The 25172-nt window shown below is 36.6% G+C and carries 28 protein-coding genes; 12 read left to right on the forward strand and 16 right to left on the reverse strand.

The window, feature by feature from the left end; translation table 11 throughout:
* Positions 1–134 precede the first annotated feature (134 nt).
* A complete protein-coding gene (locus FB2170_RS08350; protein ID WP_013306100.1) occupies positions 135–320 on the forward strand; it encodes a hypothetical protein in 186 nt (61 codons plus the stop codon).
* Between the two features lie 235 nt (positions 321–555).
* Here FB2170_RS08350 and FB2170_RS08355 read toward each other — a convergent pair whose 3' ends face one another.
* Positions 556–807 (reverse strand): hypothetical protein, encoded by a 252-nt coding sequence (locus FB2170_RS08355; protein ID WP_013306101.1) that lies wholly within the window; start codon positions 805–807, stop codon positions 556–558.
* Between the two features lie 51 nt (positions 808–858).
* Positions 859–1200, reverse strand: a complete 342-nt coding sequence (locus FB2170_RS08360; RefSeq protein WP_148232083.1) for a hypothetical protein — start codon at positions 1198–1200, stop codon at positions 859–861.
* A 94-nt stretch (positions 1201–1294) separates the two neighbouring features.
* Between FB2170_RS08360 and FB2170_RS08365 the strand changes: the two genes are divergently transcribed.
* A complete protein-coding gene (locus FB2170_RS08365; RefSeq protein WP_013306103.1) occupies positions 1295–1618 on the forward strand; it encodes a hypothetical protein in 324 nt (107 codons plus the stop codon).
* Between the two features lie 100 nt (positions 1619–1718).
* On the forward strand, positions 1719–2048 hold the full coding sequence (locus FB2170_RS08370) for a hypothetical protein (RefSeq protein ID WP_013306105.1): 330 nt from the start codon (positions 1719–1721) through the stop codon (positions 2046–2048).
* 82 nt (positions 2049–2130) lie between these two features.
* Here the strand turns inward: FB2170_RS08370 and FB2170_RS08375 are convergent, their stop codons facing one another.
* Positions 2131–2754 (reverse strand): DinB family protein, encoded by a 624-nt coding sequence (locus FB2170_RS08375; protein ID WP_013306106.1) that lies wholly within the window; start codon positions 2752–2754, stop codon positions 2131–2133.
* A 255-nt stretch (positions 2755–3009) separates the two neighbouring features.
* Between FB2170_RS08375 and katG the strand changes: the two genes are divergently transcribed.
* From katG to FB2170_RS08390, 3 genes are all read left to right on the forward strand, one after another.
* The gene (gene katG, locus FB2170_RS08380; RefSeq protein WP_013306107.1) at positions 3010–5175 is read left to right on the forward strand and encodes a catalase/peroxidase HPI; all 2166 of its coding nucleotides are present in this window, start codon (positions 3010–3012) and stop codon (positions 5173–5175) included.
* Positions 5176–5261: 86 nt separating this feature from the next.
* Complete coding sequence (locus tag FB2170_RS08385; RefSeq protein ID WP_013306108.1) at positions 5262–5885, forward strand: NUDIX hydrolase N-terminal domain-containing protein; 624 nt, start codon at positions 5262–5264, stop codon at positions 5883–5885.
* 3 nt (positions 5886–5888) lie between these two features.
* Positions 5889–6668 carry an amidohydrolase gene (locus FB2170_RS08390; protein ID WP_013306109.1) on the forward strand — a complete coding sequence of 260 codons (780 nt, stop codon included), beginning with the start codon at positions 5889–5891 and terminating at the stop codon, positions 6666–6668.
* On the opposite strand, the gene FB2170_RS08395 is transcribed toward FB2170_RS08390, so the two are convergent.
* A complete protein-coding gene (locus FB2170_RS08395; RefSeq protein WP_013306110.1) occupies positions 6652–8268 on the reverse strand; it encodes an Ig-like domain-containing protein in 1617 nt (538 codons plus the stop codon). The two genes, FB2170_RS08390 and FB2170_RS08395, sit on opposite strands and share 17 nt — an antisense overlap.
* 101 nt (positions 8269–8369) lie before the next feature.
* Positions 8370–9077, reverse strand: coding sequence for a ComF family protein (locus tag FB2170_RS08400; protein WP_049782643.1), 708 nt, complete (start codon positions 9075–9077; stop codon positions 8370–8372).
* A 43-nt stretch (positions 9078–9120) separates the two neighbouring features.
* Here FB2170_RS08400 and FB2170_RS08405 point away from each other — a divergent pair, with 43 nt between their 5' ends.
* Both FB2170_RS08405 and FB2170_RS08410 read left to right on the forward strand, forming a co-directional pair.
* Complete coding sequence (locus FB2170_RS08405) at positions 9121–10017, forward strand: hypothetical protein (protein ID WP_013306112.1); 897 nt, start codon at positions 9121–9123, stop codon at positions 10015–10017.
* Positions 10018–10053: 36 nt separating this feature from the next.
* Complete coding sequence (locus FB2170_RS08410; RefSeq protein ID WP_013306113.1) at positions 10054–11598, forward strand: glycine--tRNA ligase; 1545 nt, start codon at positions 10054–10056, stop codon at positions 11596–11598.
* A gap of 90 nt (positions 11599–11688) precedes the next feature.
* Here FB2170_RS08410 and FB2170_RS08415 read toward each other — a convergent pair whose 3' ends face one another.
* From FB2170_RS08415 to FB2170_RS08455, 9 genes are all read right to left on the reverse strand, one after another.
* Complete coding sequence (locus FB2170_RS08415) at positions 11689–12132, reverse strand: DUF1772 domain-containing protein (RefSeq protein WP_041632760.1); 444 nt, start codon at positions 12130–12132, stop codon at positions 11689–11691.
* Between the two features lie 30 nt (positions 12133–12162).
* Complete coding sequence (locus tag FB2170_RS08420; RefSeq protein ID WP_013306115.1) at positions 12163–12648, reverse strand: hypothetical protein; 486 nt, start codon at positions 12646–12648, stop codon at positions 12163–12165.
* A 27-nt stretch (positions 12649–12675) separates the two neighbouring features.
* Positions 12676–13191 carry a cytochrome b gene (locus tag FB2170_RS08425; protein WP_013306116.1) on the reverse strand — a complete coding sequence of 172 codons (516 nt, stop codon included), beginning with the start codon at positions 13189–13191 and terminating at the stop codon, positions 12676–12678.
* Positions 13192–13202: 11 nt separating this feature from the next.
* On the reverse strand, positions 13203–14504 hold the full coding sequence (locus tag FB2170_RS08430) for a ferric reductase-like transmembrane domain-containing protein (protein ID WP_083802957.1): 1302 nt from the start codon (positions 14502–14504) through the stop codon (positions 13203–13205).
* 1 nt (position 14505) lies between these two features.
* The gene (locus FB2170_RS08435) at positions 14506–15273 is read right to left on the reverse strand and encodes a hypothetical protein (RefSeq protein WP_013306118.1); all 768 of its coding nucleotides are present in this window, start codon (positions 15271–15273) and stop codon (positions 14506–14508) included.
* A 22-nt stretch (positions 15274–15295) separates the two neighbouring features.
* Entirely contained in the window at positions 15296–16054 is a 759-nt protein-coding gene (locus FB2170_RS08440) for an AraC family transcriptional regulator (protein ID WP_316927706.1), read from the reverse strand.
* Between the two features lie 105 nt (positions 16055–16159).
* A complete protein-coding gene (locus tag FB2170_RS08445; protein WP_013306120.1) occupies positions 16160–16483 on the reverse strand; it encodes a hypothetical protein in 324 nt (107 codons plus the stop codon).
* Positions 16484–16542: 59 nt separating this feature from the next.
* Entirely contained in the window at positions 16543–17010 is a 468-nt protein-coding gene (locus FB2170_RS08450; RefSeq protein ID WP_013306121.1) for a DUF423 domain-containing protein, read from the reverse strand.
* A gap of 86 nt (positions 17011–17096) precedes the next feature.
* Positions 17097–19178: a TonB-dependent receptor family protein gene (locus FB2170_RS08455; protein ID WP_041633124.1), complete on the reverse strand. Its 2082-nt coding sequence runs from the start codon at positions 19176–19178 to the stop codon at positions 17097–17099.
* A 266-nt stretch (positions 19179–19444) separates the two neighbouring features.
* On the opposite strand from FB2170_RS08455, the gene FB2170_RS08460 reads away from it, so the two are divergent.
* Positions 19445–20329 carry a hypothetical protein gene (locus FB2170_RS08460; protein WP_013306123.1) on the forward strand — a complete coding sequence of 295 codons (885 nt, stop codon included), beginning with the start codon at positions 19445–19447 and terminating at the stop codon, positions 20327–20329.
* Positions 20330–20341: 12 nt separating this feature from the next.
* On the opposite strand, the gene FB2170_RS08465 is transcribed toward FB2170_RS08460, so the two are convergent.
* Together FB2170_RS08465 and FB2170_RS08470 are read right to left on the reverse strand one after the other, a co-directional pair.
* Entirely contained in the window at positions 20342–20893 is a 552-nt protein-coding gene (locus FB2170_RS08465; protein ID WP_013306124.1) for a DUF3575 domain-containing protein, read from the reverse strand.
* Positions 20894–20918: 25 nt separating this feature from the next.
* Entirely contained in the window at positions 20919–21437 is a 519-nt protein-coding gene (locus tag FB2170_RS08470; protein WP_013306125.1) for a hypothetical protein, read from the reverse strand.
* A 165-nt stretch (positions 21438–21602) separates the two neighbouring features.
* Between FB2170_RS08470 and FB2170_RS08475 the strand changes: the two genes are divergently transcribed.
* From FB2170_RS08475 to FB2170_RS08485, 3 genes are all read left to right on the forward strand, one after another.
* On the forward strand, positions 21603–22364 hold the full coding sequence (locus tag FB2170_RS08475; protein ID WP_013306126.1) for an exodeoxyribonuclease III: 762 nt from the start codon (positions 21603–21605) through the stop codon (positions 22362–22364).
* Positions 22365–22387: 23 nt separating this feature from the next.
* Positions 22388–23944 (forward strand): FG-GAP repeat domain-containing protein, encoded by a 1557-nt coding sequence (locus FB2170_RS08480; RefSeq protein ID WP_013306127.1) that lies wholly within the window; start codon positions 22388–22390, stop codon positions 23942–23944.
* Between the two features lie 135 nt (positions 23945–24079).
* Positions 24080–25120 carry an NADP(H)-dependent aldo-keto reductase gene (locus FB2170_RS08485; RefSeq protein ID WP_013306129.1) on the forward strand — a complete coding sequence of 347 codons (1041 nt, stop codon included), beginning with the start codon at positions 24080–24082 and terminating at the stop codon, positions 25118–25120.
* Positions 25121–25172 lie beyond the last annotated feature (52 nt).

Raw genomic sequence — 25172 nt, forward strand, 5'->3', positions numbered from 1 at the left:
TTCTTAATATATTTAGTGAGAATTGATACTAACCATACCAATCTAGAACGCGATATTTATCATGTTCATTCTTACTGCTGCTCTGTTGTCAACTTATTTTTGCCCAGAATACTTCGAGAGTCTCTTTTTCGGTTTTGAACAAGCAAACCAAAGAGGTTATTCAAGAAGTTGTTGTTTCAATTGAGGGGAGTCAAGTTTTTGATTATTCTATTAACAATGGAATAATTCAATTCGAAGTATCACTTTTGGGAGAATATATACTGAATATTACAGCACCTGATTTTATATCCAAACGAATTCCAAACTCATTGTATGCCTAATGGTTAACATTGTCTAGATTGAGGGCAATAATATACTGGAACGCCAGCGGAAGGTATATCTATTGCGAAGGCCAATGGAAAATACTAGGAATCCCTTGAATCCTAGGAACAAGTTTTGGTAAACTACCCCAATGTCATAAAACGTTTAAAGGAAGGGCATCTATATTGTAATTAGGCTAAACTTTGCGCTGAGAGTTTGGGAACTGCACAAAAGTTAAAGAGTTATTTATAAGAACTATTTTGATTTAGTCCCAACCTGCGAATCCCATGTACCTACTGGCTCTTTGCCTAACCTAATATACTGTTCTACATCATTGTAATATACAGGTTCTTCGTTTCGGAGCATATCTAACCCCAAAAGAATCTCCATTGGGTTTTTAACCGAAAGAGTAACGTGCTTACCTTTACTAATTTCCAAGCCAATACCGCCTTCTGACTTTTTGTAATTCCACATTGCTGAATAAGATAAAACTTTCTTTGTTGCCATGATGTTGTTTTTATATGTTTAATGTTGAACGATTTACTTTTGGTTTTACTACTATTTTGTGTTTTCTAAAATTGAATCTCTGCGTTCATCCAATATTATCCTGAATAGACTGTCCTCAATTTTCTTTTTTTTATAGAAATCCTTAGATTTTTTGGAGAAATCTTCTTCAAATTGTTCCCAAATAGTTTTTTCTTTTTCAAAGGTCGACATTGAGTCGGGTGTCGTAAAACCATTTAATTCTTGATTTATTGTTGAAATTCCATCCGGTATGTCGCTCAAATGTTCCTCAATGATATAGTCAATTGTTTTATCTTCGTATTCTTTGATATTGTTAATCTGCTTTGTCGAAACCTCAATTAATTCATCTACACCCTTTTTAGATTTTTTAGCCACTTTAGGCACTTGACTACAAGATAACAAATAGAATGAACTAATAATTATGAAGATTGATGAAAGGAAGGTAAGTTTCATGTAAACTCTAAATAGGATGTTCTTAATTGTAGGGGAGATTTATAAACTTACAAAAGAGTTTAATTATCGCAAAACGTTTTTATATTTTTATCAGATGGGCTTATACGAATATATGATGCTTTCAGAGGATGAGCAATGGAATGATTTATGGCAAAACGGTGAGTTTATTACCCACTTTAAGGCCATTAATTGTAAATTTTCCTTGTACGCTCTATACAATTTCTATGTTGAGGTAGAGCTTGACCAAGAAACAGATAGAATAGTTGGTAAGGTACATTTTAAAGAGGGGCATACTTTAGACAAGTACGCTGGTAGTATTGATATAAACGAACTAGGATGAATAGATATATCAAGGTAATGGAAATTGGGTTGTTAAATGAGGAAAAGGGTATGGGTTACTTTGATTTCGGGGGTTGAATAACATTAACTATTATAAATAAATGAAACACTACACCAACGGAACCAAATTCAGCTTTATTAGAACATTTGGTTCATTAGAGAAATCACTGGGAGAAACATTAAAAGAACTTAGCGAGGTGCTATATGGCGTGGTCGAGGCCAATCCGTATTTTTTTGATTGGGATGAGATTATTCCTTTATACAATCAGCTTTGTGGTCAAGGGGGAGACATAGACGAGTTTTGCTCGAGCCATGTAACGGGATATTCACTTTTTAATGGTTTTTCAGCGGACGATGTTCAAAAAGAAGCAATGTATCTTCGTTTGAGGTCAGAACTATACGCGAAAAGGTCAAAAGGTGAAATTAAGTAGGCTGGTCATTTACTCTAAATAATTGTTAGTAAAAAGGTCACTTTCTCAAAGAAAAAAGTGACCTTAATATATTGTTACTTTATTAATCCTGAGGTACTGAAGTCATTTTCGGAAAGTTTTCATGTGCAATTACTTCTTCCATTTGCGCAACGTGTCGTTCTGTATGACCACTCATGAACAATAGTATTTGAACGCCATCCATTGTGCCAACAGGTGATTGACTATAATGGTTTCTTAAATCATCATTTGTGGTTTTTATATATTCGATATGCTCACCACGTTTCTTTATGAAAGCTTGAACAGTTTCAGCGTGAGAGCCATATTTACCCGAAGGTTCAAAAGCTTCCCCTGTTTTTACTTTTTTCTCACGACTGCTAACCATTCCCAAAAGTTTTTCATCGGTGATTTTTACTGAATCTCTTTTTGAAGGATCCGCGGCTGTTTTTAAAGCTCCTTCAAGCATTCCGCCAATCATCCCCTCCGATATTGCAAGATGCTCTACACATTCTGCAACAGACCAAGATTCAGGATTTGGCTTAAAGTTGAGCTGCATTTCATTGAGACCTTCAACTGTATTTGTAAAACGTTCTTGGGTCTTCGTTAATTCCGCAACGGTCATTTCTCGTTCTTCATTGGTTATTCCTGAAGTGATTACCCCAAAACTAACCAAGCTCAATAACACGATAGGTAAGATAATTTTTTTCATTTTCTAATGGTTTAATGTTGATATCAATTGATTTTCTGTACTTGTTTAGTACGAAAAAGGTAGGGGAAATTTACACGTGGATTTGAAATCCAAAAAAATTTAACAATTAAGAATACAAAATAGACATAATCACAATCTATTGTTTAATAAAGTTTATATATAAACATCCTAATATTCACTGGGCGTATTTTGTATCTTTAAAAGACAGGATTCTAACCGCTTATTGCACGTCTGCAAGGCTTAAAATAAATAATTATGGATACACAAAAATCAGGTAAATGCCCATTTCATCATGGGGGAAATACATCAACGGGAACATCGGTAATGGATTGGTGGCCAAACGCACTTAATTTGGATATTTTGCATCAGCACGATACCAAAACAAATCCTTTAGGTGAGGATTTTGACTATCATGAAGAGTTGAAGAAGTTGGATGTAGAGGCATTAAAGAAAGATTTACATGATTTGATGACCGATAGCCAAGACTGGTGGCCGGCAGATTGGGGACACTACGGTGGACTTATGATCCGTATGGCTTGGCATGCAGCTGGTACATATAGAATAGCAGATGGTCGTGGAGGCGGGGGAACTGGGAACCAACGTTTTGCACCACTGAATTCCTGGCCTGATAACGCAAGTTTAGATAAAGCCAGACGTTTGCTTTGGCCCATTAAAAAGAAGTACGGAAATAAGATAAGTTGGGCAGATTTGATTCTCTTAGCGGGTAATATGGCTTATGAAAGTATGGGGCTAAAAACCTTTGGTTTCTCCTTCGGACGTGAAGACATCTGGCATCCAGAAAAAGATGTATACTGGGGTGCTGAAAAGGAATGGTTAGCCCCAAGTGATGGACGCTATGAGAATGTTGATAATCCAGGATCTATGGAAAATCCATTGGCTGCTGTACAAATGGGATTGATTTATGTAAACCCTGAAGGAGTAAATGGTAAGCCGGACCCTCTAAAAACTGCCGCTCAAATTCGTGAAACTTTTGGACGTATGGCCATGAATGATGAAGAAACAGTGGCACTAACCGCTGGTGGACATACCGTTGGAAAAGCCCATGGTAATGGTGATGCTAGTATTTTAGGGCCAGACCCAGAGAATGCGGGCGTAGAGGAGCAAGGTTTAGGATGGTCTAACCCGCACGAAATAGGAGTAGGACGGCATGCTGTGACTTCAGGTTTAGAAGGTGCTTGGACAACACATCCCACAAAATGGGACAATGGTTTCTTTGAAATGCTCTTTAAGCATGACTGGGAATTACGAAAAAGTCCAGCGGGAGCACAGCAATGGGAACCGGTAACCATTAAGGAAGAAGACAGACCCGTAGATGTAGAGGATTCTACTATTCGTTATAACCCTATGATGACAGATGCAGATATGGCCATGAAAATGGATCCTATTTACAAGGAAATCTCTCTTAAGTTCATGGAGGATCAAGATTATTTTTCAGAGACTTTTGCTAGAGCCTGGTTTAAACTTACACACAGGGATATGGGCCCCAAGTCGCGCTACATTGGCCCTGATGCACCCCAAGAAGACCTAATTTGGCAAGACCCGATTCCTGTGGGAAAAATGAATTATGATGCAGGAGCGGTAAAGTCAAAAATTGGAGCAACAGGTTTGTCTATTTCAGATATGGTTTCTACAGCTTGGGATAGTGCCAGAACCTTTCGTGGTTCAGACATGCGGGGCGGTGCAAACGGGGCTAGAATCAGATTAGCACCTCAAAAAGATTGGGAAGGCAATGAGCCTAAGCGTCTGGCACGTGTTTTATCCGTTTTAGAACCTATTGCCGAAGAATTTGGTATCAGCGTAGCAGATACAATTGTTTTGGCAGGGAATCTAGGTGTAGAGAAGGCCGCCAAAGATGCTGGGTTTAATATCTCAGTTCCTTTTACTGCAGGGCGTGGTGATGCCACTGATGAAATGACCGATGCGGATTCCTTTGCACCATTAGAGCCTCTGGCTGACGGTTACCGTAATTGGATGAAAAAGGACTATGTCGTTAGTCCGGAAGAAATGATGTTGGACCGTACTCAATTAATGGGTCTTACAGCACCTGAAATGACTGTTTTGGTTGGTGGAATGCGCGTTATGGGAACCAATCATGGTGGTGCAAAACATGGTGTGTTTACAGATAATGAAGGTGCTTTGAACAACCATTTCTTTGTTAATCTAACAGATATGGGCAATGTCTGGAAACCCTCGAGCAAAGAGTTGTATGAGATTAGGGACAGGAAAACAGGAGAGTTAAAGTGGACTGCAACTCGTATGGACCTTGTGTTTGGTTCAAATTCTGTTCTACGTGCATACGCCGAGGTATACGCACAAGATGACAATAAAGAAAAGTTTGTGAGGGATTTTGTTGCTGCATGGGTAAAGGTTATGAATCTTGACCGTTTTGATTTGGCTTAATTAAGTAGTTTGATTTCATTTAGAATATTTGCCTATTAAGCTTTAGGATTTTGATTATTCTTTTCTAAAATGAGTAATATTGTTTTATGAAAGAGTATCAAAATCTTGAGCTTATTAAAAGGATAAAGGCTTTGGCTGATACAGGTCTGGTATACGCCAAAGATGACTATGATAAAGAGCGTTATGAGGAGCTTCGCGGAATAAGTTTGGAACTTTTGAGCAATGTTTCTGACCAACCGCTGACAATGCTTAATGACTTTTTTATGCCTGAAAGGGATTATCCCACGGCCAAGGTAGATGTAAGGGGCTTCGTGATGAATGATAAGAATGAAATTCTAATGGCCAAGGAGCAAATTGACGGGCATTGGACAATTCCAGGAGGTTGGGCAGATGTGGGCTATACGCCTTCAGAGGTAGTCACAAAAGAAATTGAGGAGGAAACTGGTCTTAGTTGCTCAGTTGTACGCTTGTTGGCTATTTATGATAAGCGAATGCATCCACACCCACCTCAACCATTTTATGTCTACAAATTGGTTTTTCTATGTAAGGTAGAGAATGGAGGTTTGAAACCTGGTTTTGACATGGCTGGTGCAGCATTTTACAGGATTGATGATTTGCCTGAATTATCTAAAGACAGAATTTTAGAATCTCAAATAAACCAATTGTACAATATGGTAATAGAAAACGATAAAAATGTTCATTTTGATTGAGATATGAAAAACCAAAAACTCAATATTGCCCTGGTACAGACCAGTTTGGTTTGGGAAGATCCTGAAGAAAACAGAGAAAATCTGTCAAACAAAATAGACAAATTGCCGTTCGAAACAGATTTAATAGTTCTGCCTGAAATGTTCATCACTGGCTTTACCATGAACCCTCAGAATATTGATGATTCTGAAGGCCCAAAGACGGTAGAGTGGATGCTGGATGAAGCAAAAAAAGCCCAGTCAGCAATTGTGGGTAGTATTCCCTTTTTTGAAAATGGATTTTATGTGAATAGGCTGTATTTCGTTGAGCCAAATGGGACAATTTACCATTATGACAAGCGTCATACCTTTACTTTGGCCGGTGAAGACCAAGTTTATAAAGCTGGGAACAAACATCTAATTATTGATTATAAGGCTTTCAGAATCAACCCTATGATATGTTATGATTTGCGTTTCCCGGTCTGGGCTAGAAACACCGAAGATTATGATGTTTTGATTTACGTTGCCAATTGGCCAAAACCTCGAGTAACTGCCTGGGACACTTTATTAAAGGCGAGGGCTATTGAGAATATGGCTTATTGTATTGGGGTTAATCGTTGTGGTCAAGATGAAGCTGGCTATGTTTATTCTGGCCATTCTGCTTTATATAACAGTCTTGGTGAACAACTCGTATTCTCAGAAGAGGAAACCGTTCTTTTTGCTACCTTGGATAAAGCGCATATTGTGAACACAAGGAATAAATTAAAATTTTTGGAGGACAGGGATACGTTTAGTTTGAAATTGTAAAGGCCTGATCTAATTCCCAATTGGCTCTCATTTCAATAATGCCTGGGTAATAACTCACTTTTTCAGGTTGAATTTGTTTTAAATAATTACCCGTGTCCCATTGGCCATTTTCATTTGCATCAAAAATTACACGAACTCTATATTTTGCGGGCTCTATATATTTGAATTCGAATAGCTGAGGTTCTTTGGCATATATTTCTTGCTTTGTCTCTCCTTTTTCATTGGTCAATTGAACAAGCAAAGGATAGCTACTGATATCTGTTGTCATCGTCAATCTAAGTATGCCAAAATCAGAATAGTTTTTGGTTCCAAGTCCAATATTCATGGTGTCGTTTTCAGTGCCAAAGAAATCACGTATTGCACCGGGGAGTAATTCCATTTGATATCTTTCATCAGGTTCTTTCACAAATTCAAAATCGACCTTGTTGCCAATACTGTCCAAGGCAATTGAGAAATCAACTGGAATGGAGTCCTTGTTCATCAAGCTTATTTTAGTTGAATCAATGTTGGTCAATGGTGTATTTGCTCCTATATAAAAAGGCATATTAAAGCTAAGTTTACCTGTTTGATTGGCATTCAATTTGAGAGAATCGAAAGCAACTTTTCTATTTTTTACTGAAAAAGTGTCTATGACCTTTAGCTTTTCATTCTTGACGGTAAAAATTAGGGAATCCATTTCAAAAGGAGTAAACCAAAAATTCAATGAATCTTTTTCAATCTCTTTTGTAATTGCCGTTTTTACAGTATCGGGCAGAACCGATAGGGTTGATATTTCAATATCCTTCCCATCCCCATAATATCCAAATATGATTTTGTTTGATGCCTCAAGACTAGGCACGGGGATTTTATAATTCGGAACTTCTTTAAACAGATTAAGTAAGAAAGTTGAATCTGTTGGTATTGTAATGGTATCCTTGAGAAAGGCTATCTTATCAGTGTTCTGATCGAACAAATTATTTTTGGAAACATCTTTCAGTGCGAACATCGCATATTTACCATCCTTTAAGTTTCTTAAGTTAAAAATAACAGCACTATCCAATGTATTGGTAATATAATTGGGAGGTTTTTGAAAAATGGTAGAATCGGTATAGGCTGTATCAATTTCGTAAAGCATAACACTTACGAATTCATCTGCTTTTTGATTAAACGCATCTTTTATGGCCCCTTTTACCTCCAAAGAATCTATATAATCCCCTGTTGAAAAAACATAGGTCAAGAAGCTGTTGGGATTGCCTTCATTGTTATCTACAATACTTTGCCCAAAATTAAAGGTATAGGTAGTGTTCTCTTGAAGTGTGTCTTTTATCGTGATTTCAATGAATTTATTGGCTCCTCCCTGAGGTGTTATATCCGGTAGATATTTAAGTGGTGGTGAAACTATAAGCTGCTCTTGAACATCTTCTAATTTGACCAACTCGTCAAAATAGAGCCTGATTTTAGTTTCATTAAAATTAATGGTCATGTTTTCAGGTTCTGCCTTCAACAATACAGGCGGGGCAATATCCTTTGGGCCTCCAGTAGGTCTGCCACGTCTAGCACATTGCATTAATGCGGTGGCCATTAAAAAAAGGAAAATATATGCGAAAAAGCGTTTGAACATCAATTTTATCAATCTAAGGAGCAAAGTAACACATAATTTAGAAATTGTATGGAAGAATTAACATTGCATAAGGTTTATATTTTAAGAGGAAAGTATAAATCCTAGGTTAATGGAACAACGGCCATACTGGTGATAAAGATGGTGACACCTTTGGCTTCACCAAGGGTTTGAGCACAGATTTCCATGGTCGCTCCGGTGGTGATTACATCGTCTACCAGAAGTATATTCTTGTTCGTTATAAGTTCTGGTTTGTTAAGCATGTAAAGTGCTTTATTATTTTGCCAACGTCCAATTCGTGTTTTTTTGGTCTGTGTTTTGGTATTTGACGTTTTTATAAGTCCATTTTCAAGAAATTCGGCTTTAAGATGAAGTGCGAGTTGTTTTCCGAATAAAGAAACCTGGTTATACCCCCTTCTTTTCAATTTTTTATGATGCAAGGGTACCGGAATCACGTAATCAATTTTATCAATGAAATTGTTTTTTGCAATGATTTGGCCGTGCCAATCTCCCAAAAAAGTACCAATCTGTTCTTGATTTCTATATTTTAAATGGTGTAATAGGTTTTTAACAATGCCATTTTCGACGAAAAAAAGAAAAGAATTTGCTTTTTTTATGGTAGTTCGTCCAAAAAAAATACGGTCAACGGCATTTTCAACGTTAAAAGTATATTCGGTGAGCGGCAATTGGTTTCGACAAACGGTACACAGCTGGTTCTCTCCTCTATTTAATCGTGCATTACATCCAAAACACGCCCTAGGTAGCAGGACTGAGTTGATATCATTTAGTATATTTGAAAGCTTAGAGTACAACGAATCTTAGTTTTAATAACCTACTTAAAGCCGAACGAGTTTGATGGACGGACAAGATAATAAATTCAATTACAAGATCATTCTTGCTGCTTTGGTTGCTGTGATTTTGGGCATTCTTATAGCTTTTTACTATAGCTACGCCCAATCCAACACCCAAATTAGTTTCTTGGAACAGGAAAAAGATCTGTTGGTAAAGGACCTTACATTGATGAAGGCCGATGTTGACAGACTTACTGCACTCAACGAAGTTAACGAAATTGAGATACAAGGTGCACGATATGAAGTGCAACAATTGTTGGATTCTGTAGGGAGATTAACGTTTACGATTGATAGACTTCGTGAGTTCAAATCTGAGCTTCGAAGACTTGAAGCTAAAAACGATAGTCTGAAGTTAAAGAACAATTTCCTTAGGTATAACAATATGCTCCTTGCTGATAAAAATGAGGAAGCCCAGGCACAGATAGAGGAGATGAGACAGGCAAGTACTACAATTGCCGAGGCCGAGGCATTGCAACGCCAACAAATATTAGACCTTAACAAAGAACTTAAAACCAAAAGTTACCTAAAATTAGAAGGTGCGGAAGGTTCAAGTTATAGAATAAGAGGTGACAGACCAATAAGGACCAATAAGGCTTCGACTATTGAGAAACTTCGGGGTTGTGTTACAATTATGGCGGATCCAACGATGATAAACAAAGATAAGATTCTTTATTTTCAATTCTTAGGACCAAATATGAGCGTTATTGAGGATAATGCCAATACAATTACCGTACAGGGTAACGTTTATAGTAAAAAGGCCCAAATTACTTTTATGGGAGAAGAAACGCAACTTTGTGACTTCATCACCATTCCAGAAGGTTCTTTAAAACCGGGAAATTATACCGTTAATATTTTTGAGGATCAAAGATTGCTCGCCACTGCAGAATTTCAATTAAAATAGTATTCAGCTTTTAGGGGAATATTCTATTTTTGCCAAATGGCAAAACAAGAAGACGATTTCAAGAAAGTAATTTCGCATGCAAAAGAGTACGGTTATGTATTTCAGTCAAGTGAAATTTATGATGGATTAAGCGCCGTTTATGATTATGCACAGAACGGGGCAGAACTCAAAAAGAACATAAGGGAATATTGGTGGAAAGCCATGGTGCAACTCAATGAGAATATCATTGGTATTGATGCCGCTATTTTTATGCACCCAACAATTTGGAAAGCCTCGGGCCACGTTGATGCTTTCAATGATCCATTAATCGATAATAAAGATTCCAAAAAAAGATACCGTGCCGATGTTTTGGTAGAGGATTATGTTGCCAAGATAGAAGGTAAGATCGAAAAGGAAGTTACCAAAGCTGCAAAGCGTTTTGGTGATTCTTTTGATAAAGAGCAGTTTTTGGCCACCAACCAACGTGTAGTTGCCTACCAAGAAAAAGCAAACGGGATTTTAAAAAGGTTAGGAAAATCTTTAGAGAACGAAGATCTGGCTGATGTTAAAAGCCTAATAGAAGAGTTGGATATTGCATGCCCAATGTCTGGATCTAAAAACTGGACTGATGTTAAGCAGTTTAATTTAATGTTCGGTACAAAATTAGGTGCCTCTGCCGAAAGTGCCATGGATTTGTACTTAAGACCGGAAACCGCTCAAGGGATATTTGTGAACTTCTTGAATGTTCAAAAAACAGGAAGGATGAAAATTCCGTTTGGGATTGCACAGACAGGCAAGGCCTTTAGAAATGAAATCGTTGCCAGACAGTTTATCTTTAGAATGCGTGAGTTTGAACAAATGGAGATGCAATTCTTCATTCGCCCAGGATCACAGAAAGAATGGTATGAAAAATGGAAAGAGACACGTTTAAAATGGCATTTGTCATTGGGAATGGGTGAGGAGAATTACCGCTTTCATGATCACGAGAAACTAGCACATTATGCAGATGCAGCTGCAGATATAGAGTTCAGGTTCCCATTTGGCTTTAAAGAATTGGAGGGAATTCATTCAAGAACCGATTTTGATCTAAGCCAACATGAGAAGTTTTCGGGTAAAAAATTGCAGTATTTTGATCCAGAGTTAAAAGAGAATTATGTGCCCTATGTGGTTGAGACCTCTATAGGTTTGGACCGTATGTTCCTTGCTGTTTTCTCAAAATCTCTGAAAGAGGAAGAACTTGAAAATGGCTCAACAAGAACAGTTCTCAAATTACCAGCCGTTTTAGCACCGACCAAAGCAGCAGTATTGCCTTTGGTGAAAAAAGACGGGCTTCCTGAAATTGCACATAAAATCATAGATGATTTGAAATGGGACTTCAACGTAATTTATGATGGGAAGGATGCAGTTGGGCGTCGTTATAGAAGACAAGACGCAGCGGGAACCCCGTTTTGTATTACCGTTGACCACCAAACTATAGAAGATCAGACTGTTACCATTCGCCATCGCGATACTATGAAGCAAAGTCGTGTTGACATTGCAGACCTAAAAGGTATTATTGACAAGGAGGTTGGTATGAAGTCCTGGTTACAAAAAATGGAATAAATCTCAAGTATATTTTACCTTAATATAAAAGACGACCTAAATAATCTTAGGTCGTCTTCGTTCAATATAATCGCAGTGTTTAGTTCTGATCTAGAATGTATATACTTGGAGTATTATAAAGGCAAGAAAAATCAATCCGTTCCAGATAGTTCTAACTGCATGTAAATTTCCCCAATTCAATAAATCTGTTTTGGTTTGTTCAGAGTTGGAGTCAACACCCTCTGCCATTAACCGTCTATTGGTGGGCATCATAAAAAATATTGTATATGGCCCGTTGAGGTGCATAAGTAGTGAAATACCAAACCACCACCAGTTCCCACTGGTATAAGAAAGTACCAAAGCCAAAATACTGACTACAATTGACATCCATAGAACTGCCTTATGGGTTTTGTCGAAAAAGGGCTTAAAAACTTCAATTGCAGTCGAACGGCTAACCATTTTTAAAATCGGATGCACTATAATTGAAGATGTGAGGGCAACTCCAAATTGGGCACCCATAATTAGAATGATAAGTAAAATCAATATGTCTGTCATAAATTAGTTTGTTTATAATCTGTTAAATAATTATTGTGCTTTAATTTCTTTTCCGAATTTAGGTTTAAATGAACCCAAGATTAATTCTGATAATAGAGGTATGATATTGGACATGCCAACCAATTGCTCTGTATGTTCCTTATCAAGAAAGGCTTGGCTGATTTTCCCTGTAGGAATAGATTCTTTTGCCAATTCAACCAATTCTGACATCATTGGTACAAGAAAAACAAAGGCATTTACCGCTAGAATGGCCGTCATCAGTAATTTAAGTTTTAACCAATTGGGTTTTACTTGATAGTTATAATAAAGAACCAGGTCAGAAATGATTTTTAGGGCCAGGCCAGGTAGGATCAATATATAGGCGCTCATTTCTTTGTAAACATAAACGTCGTATATGGTGCCAACATTTTCAGAGTGCCCCAAGATATTACCAATTACAATATGGGAGAGTATTCCTCCCACGTACATAATTGTACCAATTTCTTGAATGAAACCCAGAATCTTTTTTAAGGACATATTTTTTGGTTTAAGGTCGGATTCTTATTAAAAAATTCTTTTTAAGGTATTTTCCTTAGTCAAAATATAGTGTTTGATAACCCCAACTACATGTAAGACCATCAAGACCATCATGATTACCGCCATTAACCCATGCGGTTTTAATGGTCCAATCTCATCATGTGACTTAATAGCCTCGATATTTCCACTACTTAACGCATCGCCATATCCTCCTAAAATCATTACTGCAAGACCAGAAATTGAGATTCCCAAGAGTAAGAAATAAAACGCATTATGAATCCATATGGCTAGCCTATCATTGAACTTTGATCCGGTCTTTAAATCCTCGGGCCTAGGAGATTTAAAGAATAAATAACTTCTGATCAATGTGAGAACAAATACGATTATTCCAAGTATTGCATGGATTTTAATTAAACCCATTTTTTCAGCTGGCTCAAGCCCTTCCATGTATTTGCCTAATGGAAACAATGTAAGTATCAATAATGCCGTTAACCAATGAATGGCTATGGTTCCTTTGCTAAATTTTTTTGTTAAATCATTCATGTTGTAGTTTTTTATCTAAATGCGAATTCTTCGTCGAAAATATTCTTGTTGGACACGTTTTTCTGTTTCAATTGTGATATTAGATTGTCCTTGAGGGTTTTTGGGCCACAGATTAAATATGCTTTTTTCTTAAAGGAATCAATATTCAAACTATCAGCAGTCATATGCCCCGATTCATTGGAAGACCATATCTCATACTCAAAATTGGGATTGTCGTTTACAATTGTTTGCAGTTCCTTGGTATAAACAGCTTCTTTTTTATCATTTACACACCAATACAGTTTCACCTTGTTGGTATGCAAATCTTTGGCCAGGGATAAAAAAGGTGTGATACCAATACCTCCGGCAATCCATATTTGGTCAAATTCCTTCACGTACTTTGACGAAAAATGCCCATAGGGACCCTCTACCAAGACCTTATGTCCCTTAGCGACTTTCTCGTTCATATTATCTGTGTAATCACCTAGTCCTTTAATGGTTATTCTAAGATTTTCATTATAGGGATGACTACTGAGCGTGAATGGATGCTGTTCCTTTTTACTGATATTCGGAAATTTGAAAAATGCAAACTGACCCGCATTATACTCCAATGCATTGGAGATTGGTCTCATGGTAATTTCGGTGAGACCATAATCAAGATTTTGTACATCATTAATTTCATAATTCAATTTTTTGTTGAAAAAATTAAAAAGAAATGCTCTGTAGACCCAAGCAATAATACCGACAAAGGCCATTCCGAAAACATAGATACGTGTAATGGGGAGTTCCTTGATAAGGCTGTTTACCATGATACCATGTACAACTCCCAAGACATAAAAGACCCCCATTAGCTTGTGAATATTAATCCATTTATGATACGGAATCTTCTTTTTTAAAGGCGGTGCGGCCGAAATGATAACGCCAAGAATAATCAATACAAAGGCGTAGAACCCTAAAGGTTTCCCAGGATTAAAAGCCACAAGATCTCTTGGTACGACAATAAAATGTGCCAGTAGTAGTACAACTGCAATGACACCTGACCGCCTATGAATAAGGTACATTTTATCAAGGCCGCCAAAAATTTTCTCCACCCACTTGGCACGTGTAGCCATTAGAAAGTTAAAGGCAAAAACCGTAACTACCCAAGAGGAGAACACTTCACCTAAAATGCGATGTACGTTTTTCCAAGATTCGTTGTTCAGTTCACCAAAGAAAAGGGTGTCTGAGGACACTTCCATGAACGAACCTTTGTAAAAGTATAGGTCTATCGCCCAAAAGATGAAGTGAATGCCGATTATTATCGGAAAGTAAACTTCCTGTTTAAGAATTCGCATTTTAATTCTCTTTAGAATCACCTAACCAAAAAGTGCCAACAGGAAATATTTTGTAAGACGCTATGTTTTTGGTGACAAAGGGCAACTTACCTAACAGTTCTTCAGCTTCTTTTTCAGAATTCACATTTACAAAGCATACAAAATCTGATACCAAATTAAGTTCTATGGTACCCTCAATATCCATGTAGATATTTTCGACAACGCCTTCTTCCCATAGATCCAATATGGCATCTGATTGTGCTTTTACATTTTCTTTAATGAGCTCTTTTGCATTGGATTGGTCATGTTTTGTAATGGTATTCCAAACCACAACATAGGATTTTGTCATCCCTCTTTCTTTAATTGCTTCTATATTGCGACCTAACCATTTAATTCCAACAGGGTGTAATGAGAATTTTGCGATTCCTTTTTTTACAACCGTTAAATTGTTTAAGATAGATTCTGCGTCTTTTGTATCCTCTGCCTTTATAAAAAATGAAATATTTGGGAAATGTGCCAACTTATCAACTTTTGAATCACTATTGTAATACACATTTTCTACAATATCTTCTTTCCAAAGGGCTGTTAGCTCTTCAGAGATTTTCTGTGCGTTCTCCGTTACCAGTTTTACATCGGTTGTCGTCCAATTCCAGACTACAGCATAGTTTGATCGGCCAATAATCGGTGATTCGGTTGTTGATGTTTGTGTTTCGGTTGTTGTCTTCTTTTTTGTGTCGCCACAGCTAATCACAAAAAGGCTTACTACTAGTAATAAAAGTGTATGTCTCATAAGAAATAAATTTTGGGCAAATCTATTTCTTCGATATTCTTTTTAATTGTATAAAACGGTCGTTTTGGGATTTATGAAGTGATTTGGGCGTTTCACCGGTATGTTTCTTTATCTCACGAATAAAATGGGGTTGGTCAAAGTACCCCTTTTCAGGGTAAAAATTGCCATCGCGTATATGAAGGTAAGCTTGATAGCACTTTTGAATGTTGAGGTATTTTTTTAAAGAAACACCAAGGTATTTGTTTAAATAGCGGTTGATCTGTCGATTAGTCCAATAAATCTGGTTTGATACCTCTGCGGTGCTAATGTCACCGTTCATTTTATCCAGCAACTGGGAAAGTCTTAATTTACTTCCAGGAATCTCTTTTTGGACTTTTATTTTAAGAAGTTCAGTTTCCCACTGCTTTACAAGTGTCGCAAAGTCCGAAAGGTTGAAATTATCTGCATTTAAATACTTAAGATCAAGTTGTTTTATATCTTGAAGAACAGATGCCACTTCCCTATTTAAAAGAAATTCAGGAGCCAGCATTTTCAAGCGGCAACCAAAAACAGTACTATTTGATGGAATCGTGAATGGTTTTTCAAATGTCCACAAACCTGTTATCAAATATCTCAAGACCTTGTCGTTTCTCGTTACAATAACAATTTTGAAGTAACTATCGGGTACGATTGTTTTTCTTTGAAATTTAGATGTAAGGTTCTTATGCATCCAAAAGGAGTGCACAAAATTTTCTAACTCTTGAGAGGGTTTTATCTCTTGATATTTGCTTGGCGCGTCCACTAAAAGTTGAATTCGGATTCTTTCTTCACAAAAAATCCAAATCTATTATCTTGGTTGTTGAATAAATAAGATACTAAATATTTGGCAATTGTCTGATTGTGCTCTTTATTTAGGCTCAAGACTCATCACGTGGTCGTAGCTCTCATCAAGGTATTTGGCAACATTATTCAAATTTTTAAGCATTTCATCGGGAATCAATACGTAACCTTTCATTATCGCATTGTGTGATTTATAAAGACCTGAATTAAATTCTGAAATGTACTTTTCTTGCACTTCCTTCGAAAACCGAATACCTATTTCACCGGCCTTGTTCAATAATGAAAACATATAACCATTAGCAGAAGTATAGGGCACAGTTTTGCCTTTTCTTTTAAAACGGGTGCATTTTGCAACCAACTCGTCATAGACTTTTAGTTTGGCGTCCCACATGGTTTCTTGTTTCTATTATTAAATAGCCCAGTTCTTTGTCATTAAGTTATTTGTTCTTTTTAGGATTCTAGAATTTTAGAAATCAATGACTTATATTTTTGAACATCCTTTTCAAATTTCTTCTGGACAGCAATCCATAATACAATTCCTATTGTTAATAGCACCCCTCCAATTAAGATATAGGATGCATTGTTACTTACTCCTAAGAGTATTGCAACCAACAAGCCCAATCCTAAAAACATATGCGAATAAATTACCATTGACGTTAAGAAATGCTGAGTAAAGGAAATTTCAACATGGGTCTCATTTTCGGGATCTGTTTTTAACAATTTTCCGTTAACAATAGTCCAATTATCGAAAAACATGTACCATATATAAAGAATGCGTTTTCGCACCTTAAATGTTACTGAATTATTTTTATCATAATCCATGTCATAAACGAATCCATCTACTGATCCAAGAGCAGATTCTAATTTCTTGCTAATTTCTTTAGGGTTACTTTTTACTATAAAATTCCATGCCTTCATAATATCAATTTAAATGGTTGGTGACATTTCGTTAGCCTCACACTTATTGAACTAAGATAAACATTCTATTTTTAAGGAAAGTACCTTTATAATCGGCAGTTTAGAAGCAAGCTTCCATAAAAGTTTCGATTATTTCCCGGGTAAAAATAACGAGGGGCACGACCTCCAAAACTTGAGGCATTGATCAATACAGATTGGGCATATTTGGTATTGGTTAAGTTATTGACACCAAAATCTACCCCAATAGTAAAAGTATGCGAAAGTTTCTTTTTGTAACCCATTCTGGTATTCAAAAGATTGTAAGATTCACTTGAGAGCATGTTGCCATCAGTCAAAGGTATGGCACCCACATATTGGTGGGTAGTGTTCCAATAGAGACCGTTTCGCCATTGCATTTGAAGCCCTGTATTCAACCTATGTTTAGGAACTCCTGTTAATTGGTTGCCAGAATAATCATTTTCCTCGTCTATGAATTCCACAAACTTATGGTTACTGTATGAGTAACTAACGAATGGCGTTAGCTGAAATTTTGGGGTTATTTTTAGCTTGTAGTTAACGTCCAACTCAATACCTTGGTGTTTGGTGCTTCCAGCATTTTTGCCAATATATTGGTCTTCTCCCACTCGTTGTGCAACCAAAAGATTTTTGATGGCCATGCGATACAGGGCAACATCGATTTTTAGGTTATTGTTATCCAATGACAATTGGCTACCAAGTTCATAATTTGTTCCTGTTTCCTGTGCAATATCTGGGTTTATTACTCCGTCTGGTGTCAAGGTTTCTTCCAAGCTAGGATTAGAGTAGCCGCGACTTAAATTAAAGTAAATACGTTGTTTGGGGTAAAAGGTATAGTCTAGATTAAGACTTGGTAAAAAGATAAGATTAAAATTACGTTTACCACTTGTGTTTTCATTTCCCGCATTGAACTTATCCTGAAAATCATAATTGGTCTTATTGATATTCATTCCCAATTGGGCGGAAAAATAGCTGGCGAAAGGTATGGTCAATGTTCCAAAGGCATTGAACTGGGTTCTTAGTTCCTTGTTATTACTAAGTTCATCTCCTTGAAGACTTCCGTTACCATTATTATCCTCATACCGATTCTCATAAGTGCCCCAATTGTAATTGTCTTTGTAAAGCTCAGCGCCGAAAGTATAATTGGCTGGGGTTTCTTTTAAATTGAAATGGCCTTTGAACCGGGTTCTAAATCCGTATCCGTTCGTGAATTCGTCCAATATATTAAAAGGCCTTGCCTCATAATGATCCAAGTAAGTATAGAATAGGCTAGTGGTATTTGACAGATTTTCATTGAATATGTGTGAAAAGGAAATGCCAGCTAAAGTATATTTGTTGGCTTCATACCCTTGTGCTGCATTCCAGGTAAAAGCGGCTTGGGTGGGATCCTCGTCAAAAGCTGCTTGGCTCAAAGAACTTGCTATTTGAGCTGTATAATCTATATAATTCAATAAAAAGGCAATCTTATTTTTGTTATTGATTTTATAAGTAGTATTCAACAAAATGCCATCGCGCTCGTAACGGTTATTTTCGCGATAGCCGTCAATAGACATATGACCATAGCGCAATTCCATTGAAAGTTTGTCATCTGCATGGGTAACCCCGATACTATTTTTCAATAATCCGTAAGAACCAGTAGTAAAACTATTTCTAACGGTAGTAGAATGCAGCAATGCCTCTTTAGGGTTTAAGATGATCGTGCCGCCTAAATTAGAACCAAAGGCGGTACCTTTTGGACCTTTTATGATTTCAATTGAATTCATGTTCTCAAGGTCAAAAGCTTCAATGGTGGATACTCCTGTCCCGTTGGTAATTGGTATTTCGTTGTAGTACAATCTAATTTTATCTGTACCGAAAGGAGTTCGAGCGCCAACGCCTCGAATGGTAATGCGGTTTGTATTTAAAGCACCTGATAGTACATAAACCCCGGAAACTTGGTTTAGTGGTGAAACAAAATCAGCAGGGCTGAAGTTTTGGAACACTTTGGCTCCAATTACTTTTGAGGATACAATACCTGTAGCTTGCTTGGCTTTTAAAGAGTCTAAAAGAACCACTTCTGACAATTGAGTAATACTATCATTTTGACTTGTAGCCTGTGCAAAGGATAAAGTGAACGCAGAAATGAAAAGCAAAAAGAAAAGATAATCTTTCATAGACTTAAATAAAACCACAAAATTAGCCATTAATAAACAAAGATCATACAACGGCGCAATGGATGTTATCTATGTGCAAATGCCTTTTAACGTATCATACTAACAAAGGCCCTTCAACACATCTGCTTGATTTTACAACAATGTATACCAAATTCTAGCGTTATTTTAGAGAGTCGTACTAAATTAGCTTATTATTATGTAGTACAAATACTATAAAAGTTTAAAATTTCCCTCTTTTACATGTATAATGCAAATCTTTTGAAATCATGAAAAAACAAATGTGGTTTATTTTGTTTGTGTTCATTGGCACATCGATAAATGCCCAAGTATCTAAAGTTGAAAAAGATGCTTTAGTGGATTTATATGAGAACACCTTAGGTGAGGAATGGAAGAATTCTTGGCAATTGGACCAGCCTACGAATACTTGGCAAGGTGTGGAAATAGTAAATGGCCATGTGGTAAGTATAAATCTCTTCAATAATAATCTCAAAGGTCAAATCCCCACATCTATTAATCAATTTAAGCATTTGAAAATTTTGAACCTGGCGTTTAATAGTCTATCTGGTCAAATACCAACTGAAATCACCAATTTAAAAAATTTAAAAATTCTAAGATTGGGGAAGAATAATCTTAGTGGAGTTATACCAGAACGAATAGGTTATCTACGTTCATTAGTGATTTTGGACTTCTTTGACAATGATCTATCAGGTACCATACCGACAAGCATAGGTAATTTGGTTAGTATAAAACTGTTTGTGGTTTCGAATAATAAGATACAAGGTGAAATTCCAAAATCAATAGGAAATTTAGGGAATTTGGAAGGTCTGGAATTAGGGAATAATAGAATCGAAGGAGAAATACCGGCAAGCATCGGGAAATTAGAACGTCTTAATAGACTTATTCTCTTTGAGAATAATTTAATTGGTGAAGTTCCTAAAGATATTCTAGAGCTGCCCAAGCTTAAATTAATACAATTGCAAAATAATAGTCTAGGAGTCGATATAGAAATTCAAAAAGCAATGCACAATTTGAACTTCACATTTTTTGATGTGGGTTATAAGCCACTACAGTTCGAAAATGAAATGCTGCGTGACCTTGAAATTGATGGACCTACACGAATGGCTGACACCAAATTTGAGGATGTTGATTAAATAGGTATAGCTTTAAAAGCGATAACCAATAGAGATACCACCACGGCCTACTATTTCGGAAAAATATTGATTTGCGCCTATCAGATTCCGCCCAATGCCCCCATATATTTCAGCAACAAATCCCCTGTTTGTCACGAACTTGCCGCCTACTGATATACCTAGGGCAAAATCAGTGTATTTATCATCGTTTATATAGTCTACCCCATTGATTTCATCGTAAACATAATACTCTTCCTTGCCCGAATTCAACATTCCAAATCCTTCAACAAAAAATCCTTTCGCATATTTTCTAGAGAAATATTGCCGGTAATATGGAGTTAAGGAAAAGGTGCGGTATTCATCTAAAAAATTATCGTCCCCTACATTTACCAAAACACCAAGGCCCAAAGAAGATTCTTCATTCAACAAAGTTTCATAGGAAAAATCCAAGAACTGAAAAGCAATAAGGTTCGATGCATTTATTTTGAGTTCATGTTTGTCAAAATCATCTTCCTTTATCTCTTGGGCATTTATTGTAAAAGAAAACAATACAAAAATTAGGGCGAATGCTAAATAATTTTTCATGACTTAAAATTATGGTTATTTTTTATTAAAATCTAAACCCGAGTGAGAAACCAGCACGAAACATAAAGGTTTCTTGAAATACCTCTGGGTTTATGTTTCTTCCTAGTCCGGCGTTTACTTCAAGACTAAATCGTTCACTTTGTGTCACCCATTTATTCCCAATCCCCAATCCTAAAGCTGTGGTGCTATAATCATTGTTGCGGAGACCAAGATTATTATCCGGAACCCTGTCTTCCCCTGTATAGTATAAGCCAAAAGCTTCGGCAAAAAATCCACTTCTTGGAACATAACCAAAATAGGCCCTTAAGTTGGGGCCAATACCAAAATTACCATTGTAGTCAGTCGCGTCGCTATCAAAATATAGTGTTCCGCCGATACTGGTATCCTCATTAAAGAAATACTCATAGGAGCCTTCGACAGTACTACTTGCCAAGAACAATCCAATATTGAATTTTAGTTCATTATCATTATTGAATCTAGGATAGGCCTGAGCATTGGCCAAACTAAAACTCAATAATAAAACTACTACACTAAGATTTTTCATCGCCTATGCTTTTGATATTCCATTAGGATATCAAATCGTGTTCCAAAGTGATAAATTCTTAGGTTAAATGTTGATTTTTACCGCCACCCCAAAGATTTGAGGTTTACTTTTAACAGAGGCAATCCAACAAAAAAACATTCGTTATTTTTAAGCAAAATTTGAAAGGTGAAAATAGTATCATACAACGTAAATGGCATTCGCGCCGCAATCAACAAAGGTTTTTTGGATTGGTTGAAGGCAACTGACCCCGATGTAATATGCCTACAAGAAATAAAAGCAATGAAAGAACAATTAGATCTTTCTTTGTTCGAAGAAGCAGGTTACGCAAATAATTATTGGTACAGTGCTCAAAAAAAGGGCTATAGCGGAGTAGCAATATTGTCAAAAAAACAACCTGACCATGTTGAATACGGTACTGGGATTGATTATATGGATTTTGAAGGGAGAAACCTTCGTGCCGATTTTGATGGGGTATCCATCATGAGCCTGTACCTACCTTCTGGCACTAATATGGATCGATTGGAGTTTAAACTAAAATATATGGCTGAATTTCAACGGTATGTTGATGATTTAAGAAAGGCACATCCAAATTTGATTATTCTCGGAGATTATAATATTTGTCATGAAGCAATAGATATACATGATCCTGTAAGAAACAAAAAAGTATCTGGGTTTTTACCAGTAGAACGAGAATGGATAGGTAGTTTTATTGAAAGCGGTTTCATTGACAGTTTTAGACATTTAAATAAGGAACCCCATAATTATACATGGTGGAGTTACCGGGCCAATGCCAGAAACAACAACAAGGGCTGGCGTTTGGATTATGGTATGGTAAGTGAGCCTCTTGAAAATAGACTAAAGCGTTCTGTGATCCTATCAGATGCCAGGCATAGTGACCATTGTCCTATTTTGGTTGAATTGGGTTAGATGAAATAATTCACAATAGATCAATGAAGAAAAACCACATTTTCTTTTTTATTTATGCGTTCCCTCCTCTTTTCCTCCTTTTTTTCTTTCTTAATAAAGAAATAGAATTAGAACCCGGGAATCAATATCACAGTACCAATTCATCTGGTAAAGATTTGGCAATGCGTTATTGCCAAATGTGCCATATTTATCCGGACCCCAGCCTACTTGATAAAGAAACATGGACCAAAGATGTCTTACCCAATATGGGCATGCGGTTAGGGATTAAACACAAAGGGCAAGATCCGTATAAAACATTGAGTGCCATTGACAAAAAAATCACTAAGGAACTGAACATATACCCAGATACTCCTTTAATTTCTAAAACTGATTGGGAAAGTATTGTTGAATACTATAACAAAGAAGCACCTAAGAAATTGCCCTCTGTCAATACAGCAGTTAAAATTGATAATGTTGAAATGCCGTTTAAGCCTCATTTTTTAAATGTAGGTGAAGCAAAACTACCTAAGGTGTCATTGTTAAAATTTAATGATCAGACTTCGGAGTTATTCGTTGGGGACTATCAAAAACTTTATGCCATAAAGTGGAATGGTGACATAACCGGAAATTGGATAATCAATAGCCCCGCTACACATATGGAGTTTAGGACTAATTTGCCCCCCTTGGTTTCGACTATTGGAAATTTTGGACCTTCTGATCAGAAAAAAGGAATCCTATCAAACCTTTACTTAAGCGAAAACAAAAATATTCTTGATGTACATTTTTCCAATTTGAAAAGACCCGTTTATTTTGCTTCCGCTGATCTTAATATGGATAACAATTTGGATCTTATTGTATGCAATTTTGGGAATTATAATGGAAAATTATCATGGTATGAAAATTTTGACCAATCCAAAGAACATGTCCTAACCAACCAACCAGGTGCTCGGAGGGTTGAAATAAAAGACATGAATGGTGATCAAAAACCAGATATTGTTGTACTCATGGCCCAGGCCTATGAACAGCTCGTTATTTATTATAATAAAGGCAACGGTATTTTTGAACGGGAAAAAGTATTGGAATTTCCGCCAACCCATGGTGTTAGTTATTTTGAAATGGCAGATTTCAATGGTGATGGTTTTGAAGACGTTTTGATTTCCAATGGGGATAATTGGGATTTTTCCAAAATTGAAAAACCTTACCATGGTCTAAGAATATTTTTAAATGATAAAAAGAATAATTTTAGCAGCGCATTTTTCTATCCCATGTTTGGGTGTAGTAAAGCTATGGCCCGCGATTTTGACAATGATGGCGACTTGGATATAGTAGCCTCTTCTTTTTATACCGATTTAAAAGACCCGAAGAAGAGTTTTGTATATCTTACAAACAATGGACATTTGGATTTTACGGCGTCCTATCTTCCTGAAGCAGCATATGGTAAATGGATGACCATGGAAGTTGGGGATATTAATAACGACGGTTTTTTAGATGTTATGTTAGGGTCTTTTCTTATGAATTTCACTGAAATGGGAAAAGTTTTTGCCAGTACCGGATCCAATACATTTCCGCAGGTGCTCCTACTTACCCAATCTGCCAATTAGGTTGTCTTTTTAGCTAACATTGTATTTTGGGGGTTGTGGTAGATTATGAATATGTGATTTTATTTTTGGTTCTACTATTTGATAGTAACAATATGTCTATTTTTGAAAAAAAAGAGAAATCAAATTAGTTGCTGAATGATTTATACTAAATTACCACATAGCGATATTGAAGTGAGTAAGATCTGTTTGGGAACCATGACGTGGGGCAGTCAGAATACAGAAGCCGAAGGTCATGAACAAATGGATTATGCGCTAGATCAGGGAGTCAATTTTTTTGATACTGCCGAATTGTATTCCATTCCACCACATCCGGATCGTCATTCAAATACTGAGAAAATAATAGGAACATGGTTTAAGAAAACCAGGAATAGAGAGAAGGTTGTTTTAGCCTCTAAAATAGCGGGAAAAGCAGAATTCACCAAGTTTATTCGTACCACAGGATATAACAAGCATTCTATAATCGAAGCAGTTGACGCTAGTCTTAAAAGACTTCAGACAGATTATATAGATTTATACCAACTACATTGGCCTGAACGTTCTACCAATTATTTTGGACATAGGGGATATAAACATGATATCACCGATCATTGGGAAGATAACATACATCAGGTTCTTGAAACTTTGAGAGAACTGATCCAAGAGGGTAAAATAAGACATGTAGGTATTTCAAATGAAACCCCCTGGGGAACAATGCGTTTTTTGGAAGAAAGTAAGGTTCATGCGAGTCTTCCTAGAGCTATTACCATTCAAAATCCATATAACCTTTTAAATCGTTTGTTTGAAGTTGGACTGAGTGAAATAGCTATACGGGAACATATTGGTCTTTTAGCATACTCTCCTATGGGGTTTGGGGTGTTAAGCGGTAAGTATTTGGGAGGTAAATCACCCGAAAAAGCGAGAATTACTTTGTTTCCCAATTATGGAAGATATACTAGTGAAATGGCAATAAAGGCCACACAAAAATATTATGACCTTGCGCAAGAAAATGGTATTTCTTCAGCTCAGATGGCATTGGCTTTTGTGAATTCAAGACCTTTTGTAACTAGTAACATTATCGGAGCTACAACTATGGAGCAACTAAAGGAGAACATTGATAGTATAAATGTTGATTTGAGTGATGAGGTTTTAAAAGAGATTAATGCCATTCATAATCAAATCCCTAATCCTGCACCTTAAAATGTATTCTATGAATGTTCTTGCAATAGGAATGGGCCAACTGGTCTTGACA

It is taken from the genome of Maribacter sp. HTCC2170 (assembly GCF_000153165.2).
Classification (GTDB): domain Bacteria; phylum Bacteroidota; class Bacteroidia; order Flavobacteriales; family Flavobacteriaceae; genus Maribacter_A.